13 protein-coding genes are annotated in these 13253 nt (G+C 36.9%); 10 read left to right on the top strand and 3 right to left on the bottom strand.

What is annotated here, in order from left to right; all coding sequences use genetic code 11:
* Positions 1-145: 145 nt before the first annotated feature.
* The 5 genes from B371_RS0106285 (at position 146) to B371_RS0106265 (ending at position 5898) form a co-directional block, all read left to right on the top strand.
* Complete coding sequence (locus B371_RS0106285; protein WP_019413454.1) at positions 146-1165, top strand: ABC transporter ATP-binding protein; 1020 nt, start codon at positions 146-148, stop codon at positions 1163-1165.
* Positions 1140-2123, top strand: coding sequence for an ABC transporter ATP-binding protein (locus tag B371_RS0106280; protein WP_019413453.1), 984 nt, complete (start codon positions 1140-1142; stop codon positions 2121-2123). The genes B371_RS0106285 and B371_RS0106280 overlap by 26 nt, the downstream gene beginning before the upstream one ends.
* 24 nt (positions 2124-2147) lie before the next feature.
* Complete coding sequence (locus B371_RS0106275; RefSeq protein WP_019413452.1) at positions 2148-3785, top strand: ABC transporter substrate-binding protein; 1638 nt, start codon at positions 2148-2150, stop codon at positions 3783-3785.
* Between the two features lie 197 nt (positions 3786-3982).
* Complete coding sequence (locus B371_RS0106270; protein WP_019413451.1) at positions 3983-4987, top strand: ABC transporter permease; 1005 nt, start codon at positions 3983-3985, stop codon at positions 4985-4987.
* A gap of 17 nt (positions 4988-5004) precedes the next feature.
* Entirely contained in the window at positions 5005-5898 is an 894-nt protein-coding gene (locus tag B371_RS0106265) for an ABC transporter permease (RefSeq protein ID WP_019413450.1), read from the top strand.
* 299 nt (positions 5899-6197) lie between these two features.
* Here B371_RS0106265 and B371_RS0106260 read toward each other — a convergent pair whose 3' ends face one another.
* A complete protein-coding gene (locus tag B371_RS0106260; RefSeq protein WP_019413449.1) occupies positions 6198-7280 on the bottom strand; it encodes an aromatic acid exporter family protein in 1083 nt (360 codons plus the stop codon).
* A gap of 58 nt (positions 7281-7338) precedes the next feature.
* On the bottom strand, positions 7339-8628 hold the full coding sequence (locus B371_RS0106255; RefSeq protein WP_019413448.1) for a glutamate-1-semialdehyde 2,1-aminomutase: 1290 nt from the start codon (positions 8626-8628) through the stop codon (positions 7339-7341).
* Positions 8629-8754: 126 nt separating this feature from the next.
* Here B371_RS0106255 and bcp point away from each other — a divergent pair, with 126 nt between their 5' ends.
* From bcp to perR, 4 genes are all read left to right on the top strand, one after another.
* Positions 8755-9234, top strand: coding sequence for a thioredoxin-dependent thiol peroxidase (gene bcp, locus B371_RS0106250; protein WP_019413447.1), 480 nt, complete (start codon positions 8755-8757; stop codon positions 9232-9234).
* A complete protein-coding gene (locus B371_RS0106245) occupies positions 9231-10178 on the top strand; it encodes a D-2-hydroxyacid dehydrogenase (RefSeq protein WP_019413446.1) in 948 nt (315 codons plus the stop codon). Before bcp ends, B371_RS0106245 begins: the two co-directional genes overlap by 4 nt.
* 1 nt (position 10179) lies before the next feature.
* Entirely contained in the window at positions 10180-10731 is a 552-nt protein-coding gene (locus tag B371_RS0106240; protein ID WP_019413445.1) for a cob(I)yrinic acid a,c-diamide adenosyltransferase, read from the top strand.
* A gap of 102 nt (positions 10732-10833) precedes the next feature.
* Entirely contained in the window at positions 10834-11274 is a 441-nt protein-coding gene (gene perR, locus B371_RS0106235) for a peroxide-responsive transcriptional repressor PerR (RefSeq protein WP_019413444.1), read from the top strand.
* Between the two features lie 170 nt (positions 11275-11444).
* Here perR and B371_RS0106230 read toward each other — a convergent pair whose 3' ends face one another.
* Positions 11445-11792 carry a YgzB family protein gene (locus B371_RS0106230; protein ID WP_019413443.1) on the bottom strand — a complete coding sequence of 116 codons (348 nt, stop codon included), beginning with the start codon at positions 11790-11792 and terminating at the stop codon, positions 11445-11447.
* 131 nt (positions 11793-11923) lie between these two features.
* Between B371_RS0106230 and B371_RS0106225 the strand changes: the two genes are divergently transcribed.
* The gene (locus tag B371_RS0106225) at positions 11924-12808 is read left to right on the top strand and encodes a nucleotidyltransferase-like protein (protein WP_019413442.1); all 885 of its coding nucleotides are present in this window, start codon (positions 11924-11926) and stop codon (positions 12806-12808) included.
* Positions 12809-13253: the final 445 nt, after the last annotated feature.

The following is a 13253-nucleotide window of genomic DNA, read 5'->3' as shown; positions in this document are numbered from 1 at the left end:
TCAAGGTGCGAAACTTAAGTAATTAATTCAACTTTTGTTATTAATTTATAAATATTGATACTATTGCAATTATAATATACATTTGTATAATTAAGAATATATAGAACATGCATAAAGTATTGTATTTGTTTAGAGGAGGGGCTTCATGAGTGAACGTAAAGCAATTCTTCAAGTAAAAGAATTACGGACAACCTTTTTCACAGATGATGGTGAAATTCCAGCTGTAGATAATATTGACTTTACAATAAACGAAGGAGAAGTACTCGGGATCGTCGGTGAGTCTGGATGTGGAAAAAGTGTTACATCTTTATCTATTATGGGGCTAGTACCAAGTCCACCAGGAAAAATCACAGGTGGCGAAATACTTTTCGAAAATAAAGATTTATCAAAATTAAATGATAGAGAAATGCGTAAGATAAGAGGGAACGACGTGGCGATGATTTTCCAAGAGCCTATGACTTCGTTGAATCCTTTATTTACAATTGGTAGCCAATTATTGGAGGCAATTGTTATACATAAAAAAGAGTGGTCTAAAAAGCAGGCGAGAAATAGAGCAATTGAAATGTTGACCTTAGTTGGTCTACCTCGTGCTGAAGAAATGATGAAAGAATATCCTCATCAACTTTCAGGTGGGATGAGACAGCGTGTCATGATTGCGATGGCGCTAGTATGTGAACCAAAAGTTTTAATTGCAGACGAACCGACCACAGCACTTGATGTTACGATTCAAGCTCAAATTCTAGCTTTAATTAAAGATTTAAATGATAGATTAAATACTGCTGTTTTATTAATCACACATGACTTGGGAGTTGTAGCCGAAATATGTGAAAGAGTAGTTGTAATGTATGCAGGTAAAATCGTTGAAGAAGGTCCAGTACAAGTAATTTTTAAAAACCCTCAACATCCGTATACAAAAGGGTTATTGCAATCTGTACCGGACTTGCGCTTTAAAAAGCAACGACTTTATTCAATTCCAGGTAACGTCCCAAAACCAGGTTCTATTAAAACAGGGTGTCGTTTTGCAGAACGCTGCGAGTTTGCATTTGATAAATGTTTAACAGAGAATCCAGATTTGTATCAAACGTCATCTGTTCAGAAGACTAGATGCTTCTTGTACGAAGATCAGGAGGTGTCCGCGCATGATAGAACCTTTGTTGAAAGTTGAAGGACTAAAAAAATACTTTCCAATTCGTAAAGGCATACTTAGTCGTGTATCAGGGCATGTGAAAGCCGTTGATGATGTCTCTTTTTATGTCAACAAAGGTGAAACACTAGGGATTGTAGGTGAATCCGGATGTGGAAAATCTACAACTGGTCGAATGCTTATGAGATTGCTAGAACCGACAGAAGGAAAAGTAGAATTTAACGGCAAAGAATTAACAAGTATTTCTACTGACGATATGCGTAAAGCGCGCCGGGAAATTCAAATGGTCTTTCAGGATCCATACGCTTCTCTAAATCCTAGACATACTATTGAGAAGATTTTAGAAGAACCTTTAATTGTCCATGGAATTGGTGATTCAATTTCGCGTAAAAAGAAAGTGCATGACTTTCTAGAAATTGTAGGATTAAGTAGCTATCATGCTAAACGTTATCCACACCAATTTAGTGGTGGACAACGGCAGCGTATAGGCATTGCAAGAGCACTCATGACAAACCCAAAACTCATCATTGCAGATGAACCTGTTTCAGCACTTGACGTGTCCATTCAGGCACAGGTGTTAAACTTAATGCAAGATTTACAAAAAGAATTTGATCTTACGTATATATTTATTGCGCATGACTTAGGTGTGGTGCGTCATATAAGTGATCGAGTAGGGGTTATGTATCTCGGGAAAATAGTCGAAATTGCAGAAACTGAGTTGCTTTATAATAAGCCACTTCACCCTTACACACAGGCTTTATTGTCTGCAGTTCCAGTTCCAGACCCTGATTTTGTCCGGGAGAAAATACTGATTACAGGGGATATTCCAAGCCCTTCAAACCCACCAACTGGGTGCACGTTCCACACGCGCTGTCCGCATAAAATGGATGTGTGTACAAAAATCATACCAAAGTTAGAAGAAGTTGAACCAGGTCATTCTGTTGCATGCCATCTTTATGGCGAACAAGTGCAACATTGATAAAAAATAGTAGGAGGGGTCAATTTGAATAAAAAGAAATTATGGTCAATCGCTTTATTACTAATGCTAGTTCTCTCGACGTTTCTAGCAGCATGTTCTTCAGATACAACTGGTACAACGGATTCAACAGATCCAAAAGATGATAGCAAAGATGGAGAAGTTGAAGAAAGTACTGATCCAAAGATTTTAGTATTCGGTCGAGGTGGGGATTCTGTCTATTTGGACCCTGCAAGAGCAACTGATGGAGAATCATTTAAAGTTACTCAGAACATATTTGAAACTTTATTAAACTTTGGTCCTCAAGATACAACAATTAATGAAGGACTTGCTACAGAATGGAACACTGAAGATGGACTAACTTACACATTCACTTTACGTGAAGGTGTGAAATTCCAAGATGGTACTGATTTTAATGCGGAAGCAGTAGTGAAAAACTTCGAACGCTGGAGTAACGGAACAGAAGATCAATTCCCATACTATGCATCTATGTTTGGTGGTTTCAAAGGTGACGAAGGTCATGTAATTGAATCTGTAACTGCAGAAGGCGACAATACAGTTATTTTTAAATTGAAACGTCCACAAGCGCCTTTCTTAAAAAACATTGCAATGAGTCCATTTGGTATTGCAAGCCCAACAGCTTTTGAGAAGGATGGAGATAAATTTACAGATAATCCTATAGGAACTGGACCGTTTAAGTTTGTTGAATGGAAGAAAAACGAGACAATTACTATTGAGAAATATACTGATTATTGGAATCCCGAATTACCAAAATTAGATAAAGTTATATTCCAAGCTATTCCTGATAACTCAGCACGTTTAACGGCATTAACTACAGGTGAAATTGATTTAGCTGATGGGGTTAACCCGGCAGATAGTAATAACGTAACAGGAAACGCTGATTTACAATTATATGAGCGTCCTTCTATGAATGTAGGATACTTAGGTTTAACGAATACACGTCCTCCATTTGATGATGTGAGAGTTCGTCAAGCGATGAATCATGCAATTGATAAACAGTCTATCATTGATGCTTTCTTTAATGGCGGAGCTCTTATAGCAAAAAACCCAATGCCACCTTCAATCAGTGGTTACAATGACGATATTGCGGGATATGACTATGACCCAGAAAAAGCAAAAGAACTATTAAAAGAAGCAGGTCTAGAAGACGGCTTTGAAATGGACTTATGGGCAATGCCGGTTCCACGTCCATATATGCCTGATGGAACTAAAGTAGCAGAGGTTATTCAAAAGAATCTTGCTGACATTGGTATTAAAGCTAATATAGTCACTTATGAATGGGCAACGTATTTAGAAAAGACTAAAAACGGAGAAGCGGATGCATTCATGTTAGGTTGGACTGGCGATAATGGTGATGCGGATAACTTCCTATACGTATTACTTGATAAAGATAATATCGGAAGCAATAACTACGCTTACTATAGCAACGATGAAGTACATGATATTTTAATTGCAGCTCAAACAGAAGTAGATGAAGCCAAACGTAATGAACTTTACGCTCAAGCACAAGAAATCATTTTTGCGGAAGCACCTTGGGTACCACTTGCGCACTCTACACCACTTCTTGCAGGTAAAGTTAATTTGTTAAACTTCTTACCACATCCAACTGGATCTGATAAGTTAGCTGAAGTAGACTTCAAATAAAAAAATTACTGATGGGGAGAAGTCTTCGTGATTTCTCTCCATCTATTTAAATTATGAACATAAGAAAATTTTAATTTTTTAGAATGGATTATAAACGCGGATACACGTTTTTGTTTCTAACTTTTTGTAGTCGTATCATTCTAGAATATCCTGCAACATTTTCATTACATAATGCATTAGATGGAGAGGTGAAGACAATGCTTCACTATATCGGCAAAAGATTATGGCAATTAGTACCGGTTTTATTAGGGATGACATTTGTTGTTTTCATGATTATTCGTGCTATTCCGGGTGATCCAGCTCAAGTTATTTTAGGTCAACAAGCATCAGAGTCGGCAGTTAAGGCACTTCGAACAAAACTTGGATTAGATGATCCGTGGTATATTCAATACTTTGATTACTTATGGGGCCTAATAACAGGTGACCTTGGTGAGTCTATGCGTACGATGAATCCCGTATCAGATGAAATTTGGGGATATTTAGCAGCTACATTTGAATTATCTCTATTTGCTATATTAATAGCTATTATAGTAGGGATAAATGCGGGAATCATTTCAGCATGGTTTCAAAATTCATGGTTTGACTATACCGCTATGATTCTAGCGTTAGTAGGTGTTTCTATGCCTATTTTCTGGTTAGGATTAATGCTTCAATACATTTTCGGTGTTGAATTTGGCCTACTTCCAACAACAGGTCGTGAAGAAGTCCGTAACCCCGTGGAATCAATAACCAACTTATATGTGCTTGATACCATTATCCAAGGTAGATATGATCAACTTGGAACAGTATTAAAACACTTAATATTGCCTGGTGTTGCACTCGCAACCATTCCGATGGCGATTATCGCACGTATGACTCGTTCTAGTATGCTAGAAGTCATGCGTTCAGATTATGTTCGTACGGCTCGATCAAAGGGACAAAGAATGTTTTGGGTCGTTTACAAACACGCATTGAAAAATGCCATTATCCCTGTTTTAACAATTATCGGTCTTCAAATGGGAATGCTTCTTGGAGGCGCTATTTTAACAGAAACAATTTTCGGTTGGCCAGGAGTAGGTCGTTACATTTATGAGGCTATTAACTTCCGTGACTATCCTGTTATTCAATCTGGAATTCTAGTAGTAGCATTCATTTTCGTGATGATTAACTTAGTCATTGATGTGCTATACAGCTTAATTGATCCACGAATTAAATATGATTAAGAGGGAGGAATCTCAACATGTCCAATTTGGCGCCTAAACAATTAGATGGAACACCACAAACAGAAAAAGTAGCTGGCCCTTGGCTCGAAGCGTGGCGAGGGTTTAAGAAAAGTAAATTAGCCGTTGTGGGAGCTGGGATTGTTCTATTCTTTATCATCGTGGCATTTATTGGTCCTTTCATAGCGATGCAGGGCATTAATGAACAATTGTTATCAGATCGTTTGCTAAAACCTTCTAGTACTTACTGGCTTGGAACAGATGACCTTGGTCGAGATATTTTATCTCGCATTATTCATGGAGCTCGTATTTCCTTGTGGGTTGGATTCTTTTCAGTTATTGGTTCATTAGTAGTTGGTAGTTTTTTGGGAATTATTGCAGGGTATTACGGTAAATGGATAGATACCATCATTTCTCGTATTTTTGATATCATGCTTGCATTCCCTAGTATTTTGCTAGCTATTGCTGTTGTTTCAGTATTAGGACCATCACTACAAAATGCTTTAATCGCTATTGCGATAATTAATATACCAAACTTCGGTCGCTTAATTCGTTCTAAAGTTTTGAGCATAAAAGAAGAAGAATATATTACTTCAGCAAAAGCAATTGGAATGAAAGATATACGGATCTTATTCTCGCATATTTTGCCAAACTCAATGTCTCCTGTAATAGTGCAGGGTACACTTGCCATTGCAACAGCAATTATTGAAGCGGCTGCACTTGGATTCCTAGGGCTCGGTGCACAAGCACCTGCTCCTGAATGGGGAAAAATGCTTGCAGATGCACGTGTGAATTTTATAAATGCACCGTGGACGATGTTTTTCCCTGGTCTAGCCATCATGCTTACTGTACTAGGGTTTAACTTAATGGGAGACGGCTTACGTGATGCATTAGATCCGAAAATGAAGAATTAGTTGTAGGAGCCTACCTGACATCAGGAGGCTTCTTTTTCTGTTATATGCCCAAGTAGTAAATTAAAATAGGTTTGTTTCTACACGTTAAACGGCATGAAGTTGTTCTTCATGATTCAAACCAAAACAACATTTGAAAAAGGTAAGGGGCTGTCCCTAAAGTCATAGAAAATGACTTTTTAAGGGCAGCCCTCTTTTCATATAATTTCCGGTGCAATAAGTAAAAAATAAAACAGGTGATGAAAAACGACTTGTTTCCCTTCACCTGTTTTATTTTAGGGACTTATTAGAAAGCCCTTTTATTAATTATATTCCGATTTCAAGTCAACTTTTATTTCGTCCCCATGATAATTTTGATGAGAAACTATGAGTGTATCTAAGTGTTCTAATTGTTCTTCATAATCTAATACTGATGAAAGTAAGTGCAGTAAATGATACGAAGAAAAGGTTTCCTCTTCTTTTGAAAGTGCAATTTCTCTTGCGAAAATCTCCATGACTTCATGACGTTTTAGCAAGTCTTCATTTCCTGTCCAGATTGAGTGATCAGGTTTTAATTGTCCAGTGTATTTTAAATGTAGCTGTTCTTGATATGTTAATAAAAAGTTAAGTCGCTCCTGAATCATTAATCGAAAATGATTAGGGAGATTTGATAATTCATTTTCATACAAGTGTAGACGTTTTAAGACATCCCAGCTCTTATTTGCTACTGAAATCATTTGTCGATATACTACAAGCTTACGAGCTTTTGCATGTTTTTTATTACGTAAGTAACTACGTTCTTCTTTATAGAATAAATAAAACTGATCAATTTTTATTAATCGCTCACGTAACTTATCCAGCGCTTGTTTTGTTGCATTATGTTCAGATGCTTGAAGCTTTGCTATTCTAGTCCATCGAATCAATTCGTCTGTAGTCTTTTGAATAGATTGGAATAACTTCGTCTCATATTTTGGTGGCATAAATACTAAATTAACGAGAAATGCAGCAAGTACACCAACCACAATGGTAGTAAAACGTATAAGAGCAAATGTCAAAAAATCATCACTTTGCACTTCCATAATTGCAATTGTTGTTACGAGTGCTAAAGAAATAGATTTCTCTAACTTTAATTTCAACATAATAGCAATTGTAATAACGGCAGCTAAACCAACCGCTACATAATGATGACCAAAAATGAGAGCAAAAATTACAGCAATTCCCGCACCAATTAAGTTGGATTGAATTTGTTCAATAATAGATAAATATGAGCGATAAATAGATGGTTGTATAGCAAATATCGCTGCTATTGCTGCAAAAATAGGTGATGGTAAATTCAGTAAATCGGCCATAAATAGAGCAAAAACGATTGCAACGCCCGTTTTAACGATTCGTGCACCAAGTTTCATAAATGTTTATTTCCTTTCTAACTACTTCAAGCAGAAATTTGCTACTAGATAGTAGGTTCTACGCAAGTTGTGAAAATGCGTGGTCTACCGCTACTAGTGATTGTCTAACATCTTCTTCAGTATGAGCGGTTGTTAAGAACCAAGCTTCATATTTTGAAGGGGCTAAATTGATGCCTTGTTCTAACATAAGGTTGAAAAATCTTGCGAAAATTTCACCATCTGTTGCTTCAGCTTGTTCAAAGTTTTCAACTTTCACATTCGTAAAGTAAATTGTTAAAGCCCCTTTTAATCGGTTTATCGTAATCGTAACATTATGCTTAGAAGCAGCTTTTAAAATGCCTTCTTCTAAAATTACTCCTAAACGATCCAACTCCGCGTATACACCCTCTTGCTTTAGTATTTCTAAACAAGCAATTCCAGATAATATAGACGCCGGGTTCCCAGCCATAGTTCCCGCTTGATAAGCTGGTCCAAGTGGTGCAACTTGTTCCATAATTTCTTTACGTCCACCATAAGCTCCAATTGGTAAACCGCCACCAATAATCTTACCTAAAGCAGTTAAGTCAGGTGTTAAACCAAGCAAGTCTTGAGCTCCACCATAATGGAAGCGAAAAGCTGTAATTACTTCATCGTAAACTATAAGAGCCCCTTTTTGTTTAGCAATTTCATGAACCAGTGGCAGGAAACCTTCTTTTGGTTCAACAATCCCAAAGTTCCCAACGATAGGCTCTACTAGAATACAAGCAATTTCGTGACCCCATTTTGCCATTGCTTCTTGATATGCCTGTGGGTTGTTAAAAGGAATTGTAATAACTTCTTTTGCAATTGATTTAGGAACTCCTGCTGAGTCAGGAATGCCAAGTGTAGCAGGTCCTGAACCGGCAGCAACAAGGACTAAGTCAGAGTGACCATGGTAACATCCTGCAAATTTCATTATTTTCGTTCTACCTGTGTATGCTCGTGATACCCGAAGCGTCGTCATGACAGCTTCAGTCCCAGAATTCACAAAACGGACTTTGTCCATCCCTGGAATAGCTTCTTTTAACATTTTGGCAAACTTTATTTCATGAGTCGTAGGCGTACCGTATAATAAGCCACTTTCAGCTGCTTTTGTAATGGCTTTTGTTATGTGTGGATGTGCATGACCTGTAATGATAGGACCGTAAGCAGCGAGGAAATCGATGTATTTGTTGCCATCTACATCCCAAAAGTATGCGCCTTGCGCTCTTTCCATGACTGTGGGAAAACCACCACCTACTGCTTTGTAAGATCGTGAAGGACTGTTTACCCCTCCTACAATATGTTGCAATGCTTCTTCGTGTGCCAGCTTCGACTTCGTTCTATTCATATATACCCAACATTCCCTTCTTCATTCTTAATAATAGACATAAACAAAGTAGAACTCCAATAAAATTGAAAGTTTAGCCATTTTTCTGTACGATTAAACCAAATAATGTTTTAGGGGGAAATGTTCATGACAACACTTGAGGGGTTGCAAGCACCTAGTTTCACATTGAACAACGAAAAAGGGGAAAAGGTGTCATTGGATAATTATGCTGGAAAAGAATATGTTTTACTGTATTTTTATCCAAAAGATGAAACGCCTGGCTGTATAACTGAAGCATGTGATTTTAGAGACTCATATGAATCATTTCAAGATTTAAATGCAGTCATTTTAGGTGTTAGCCCAGATGGTGAAAAAGCACATACTAAATTCATTGAAAAACACGGTCTTCCATTTTCATTACTAATTGATGAAGACCATGTTGTTTCGGAAAAATATGGTGTTTGGAAACTAAAAAATATGTATGGAAAAGAATTCATGGGTATTGAACGTTCAACATTTTTAATTGATCCTACGGGAACAGTAGTAAAAGAATGGAGAAAAGTAAAAGTAAAAGGACACGTAGAAGAGGCTTTAAGATGTTTGCGTGAATTAGTGACTGCCAAATGATCAATGCATTGTTCACTTTCACTGTTAAAGATTACTTAATAGAAGAATTAAAATCTGAGTTTCCTGGAGTAAAGTTCACCTTTTCTTCAATTAAAGATACGGTTGCGCTTGCAGCAGCTGAAATTGTCATATCATATGGAGAAGATATAACAATAGAAACAATTGATCAAGCCCCAAATTTAAAATGGTTCATGATAGCTTCAGCAGGGTTAGAAAAAATGCCATTAAGTGAGATTGGGAAACGAGATATTCTGGTTACAAATGTCAAAGGTATTCACAAAACACCAATGTCAGAGTCAGTCATGGCACATTTATTAGCAATTAAACGCTCCCTACCGTGGATTTATACACAACAAAAGGCTGGTGAATGGAGTAGACGATCCAATTCAACTGAACTTTCTGGAAGTACGGCCCTGGTTATTGGTCCGGGTGCGATTGGTAGCGAAATCGGTCGTTTATTACAAGCATTTAAAGTCAAAACAATTGGTTGCAATCGTTCTGGACAACAAGCTTTACATATGGACAAAATGATTTCTTTTGGGGAATTAAATGCTGTGTTGCCAACAGTGGATATTGTCGTTTCTGTTTTACCAAGTACTAAAGAAACACGAGGATTACTTACTTATGACCATTTTGTCTTAATGAAAGAAAGTGCGATATTTATGAACTTTGGTCGAGGTGATTTAATAAAAGAAGAACTACTGGTTAAAGCTATGCAAGAACGTCAAGTTGCATTTGCGGTGTTAGATGTCTATGAAAAAGAACCAATTGGGGAGAACCATCCTTTCTGGAAAATGGAAGGAGTCATTGTTTCTCCACACGTTTCAAGTCATTCATCCGAGTATATACCACGTTCTTTACATGTTTTCAAACAAAATCTCCATGAATGGATTAATGAAGGAACGGATTTTCAAAATGTTATCAATGTAGAAAAGGGGTATTAATATGAAGATTTACACAAAAACTGGTGACAAAGGGACTACTTCACTTATCTATGGGGCGCGTGTAGCAAAAAATGATGTGCTGGTTGAAGCATATGGCACATGTGACGAAGCGAATTCGATGATTGGACTTGCAATGAGTTATTTTCAACATGAATTTTTTGATGAAAAAGAAAATGTAGAAAAAGCTTTTCATCAAATACAAACTACTCTATTCCATGTCGGAGCAGAACTTGCAACACCAACAGGCAAAGAAGTTAAATGGAAGCTAGAAAATGATGAAATAACGAAGTTAGAAACTTGGATTGACGAATATGATGCTCACTTGCCCGCATTGAAAAACTTTATACTCCCAAGCGGTCATCCCGCTGGTGCAGCAATCCATGTGGCACGTACTATTGTTCGTCGTGCTGAACGCTCTGCAGTTAACATTGGGGAAGATGTATCACCACTGGTTTTAGCATATTTAAATAGATTGTCAGATTTCTTATTTGTTGCTGCTCGATTCATTAATCTACGCCTTGGGCAAAAAGAAAAAGGCTTACACGCTGAGTAAACCCTTGATATAATGGGTTTCTGTTGACTTTATCCTTACTTCTTCCTTATACTTATATTAATATATAAATTAAGAATTTCTAAGAAGTGAGGTGGTGTGACGATGACTGAAGTGCATTTACGAGACGCATTGGATACTTTGAAATCTACAGGAGTTCGTATTACGCCACAGCGTCATGCAATTTTAGAATTTCTCATCCAATCCAGTATTCATCCAACAGCAGTTGATATATATAAAGCACTAGAGGATAAATTTCCGAACATGAGTGTTGCTACTGTCTATAATAATCTCCGTGTATTTAGAGAAACGGGATTAGTAAAAGAACTAACTTACGGCGATTCATCAAGTCGATTCGATTTCGTTACAAATGACCATTATCACATTATTTGTAACTCATGCAGTAAAATTGTTGACTTTCATTATCCAGGACTAGATGAAGTAGAACATTTAGCTTCACACGTAACTGGTTTTGAAGTGAACGCACACCGAATGGAAATTTACGGAATATGCCCAACTTGTAAAGGACAATCAATAAAAGTATGATAATCATAAAAAGCATATATATGCTCTCTGGAACCATAAGAAAACTATTAGCCATTGGGCCGTTCTTGAAGGATCATGAATCCATCCGTTTTAGTCAGAGGACTTAGGGCTTGGAACCTTAATTGTCATTAAAAAAGAGCCACATTCTAATGAATGGTGGCTCTTATCTTTTATGATTTTCTGCGATTCAGTGCTTCATCAAATTCTTGACCTTCTAAAGTTGGATCTAGTGTTAGAGGTTCTTGGCAATGCATACAAATATCCACTCGACCTAATATTTTCGTATGTTTTCCACAGTTTGGACATACAATTTGTACTGCTCTAGTGGATAGCATTCCAATCCACGCATAAACGCCAGTACTAGCTAAAATAGCAATTAACCCCAATAGCATAAATAATGTCATAACGAATGGATTCTCACGGAAAAAGATTCCGATATACATTATGACGAAACCAATGAATATTAATGATAATGCAAACGAACGAATTCTATTTATTTTATTTTTATAAGATTTCATATGGTGTTCCTCCTTAATTATGTTTACTATATCATATCTGTTAGTGTATATTGCTTGAAGGAATCTTACAAACTTTGTCGAAAAAAGTACATATACAATTTTGTCTATGTAACTTATAAGGGGGAGTAATAATGGAACAAATTCTACGACCTATTTACCAGGAAAGAGCGAGTCAACCAAATACACTAGGTGTCATTTTAGTTGAGAAGCGAGAAAAGGTAAGTCAAATAACAGATACATTTGATTCCGTTCTATTAATACTAGCAAAAGACGCTAATCAATCGGTTTTCACCAAACATTACACTTTTGATGACAAAAAAGCTGCAATGCATACTGTTACTGAAAAACAATTACGCAAGTGGTTATTACTTGGTACCAATCGTAAGGTTGTCGACTGGATTTTTTATGGTCGTATCATGTTCGATCGAAATGATTTTGTACATGACTTAAAAACCGAACTTAAAGATTTTCCCTTTTACGGTCGGAAAGTTAAAATGGGAATTGAGTTCGCTAAACTAATTCGTCGGTATTTAGAAGGAAAAGTATTCTTTGAACAAAAGAACTACATGGATGCCTATAATCACATTGTGGAGTCATTACATCATCTTGCTCGACTTGCTGTTTTTGAAAATGGCATGCACCCAGAAGTAACGGTCTGGTCGCAAGTGAAGGTTATGGAACCATCTATTTATAAACTCTACGAAGAATTATTATCAAGTGATGAATCAATTTATAAAAGATTAGAACTTTTATTCTTAGCAAGTGAGTTTATGATTCATTCAAGAACTAAAGATGGATCTCGTCATATATTAGAAGTTATGCGCCAAAAAGAGCATTGGAATATTCAAGAATTGCATGAGCAAGAAGAGCTTCGTAACTATTCAGTAGATTTAGAGGTCTTTATTGAATTCCTAGTAGAGAGAGGACACATTCACATCGAGCGTGTACAAACAAAGAGTGATAAAATCTTCCACCGATATTATAAGGTCGAACAAGATGAAGTGACAGACAGTTAATAAGGCACTTGAAAAAGAGCCTTATTTCCCCTTGACACTTTAGGTGAGAAAGTCGTATAATAATAAATGTCGTTATCGAGTTCGATTGAAAAAGATATCAAAATACTTGACTCTCGTAGAATACGATGTTATATTAGAAAAGTCGCCAAAACAAGCGGCAACAAATGAACCTTGAAAACTGAACAGCAAAACGTCAACTATTAAAGTCTTAAACACTAGATGTTTAAGCAAAACGTTTTCTTACGCCGACATCTGTTGGTATCGAAAACAACTTGAACTTAAACGTTCATTATAAACGTCAATTTTTTGACGCCAGCAACAAAGTCGAGCTAATCGACTCACCAATTCTTTTTGAGATACAAGTAGGTCGAGGAAGTGAGTGAGTGAACACCGGAGCGTACTTAGGTACGTGAGGATGTGAGCGAGCGAACTGACGAAGAGATGC

Origin of the sequence: Paenisporosarcina sp. TG20 (assembly GCF_000286315.1) — a bacterium.
GTDB lineage: Bacteria > Bacillota > Bacilli > Bacillales_A > Planococcaceae > Paenisporosarcina.
Note: the sequence above shows the minus strand (reverse complement) of the source record. Positions and strands in the feature narration are given on the sequence as shown.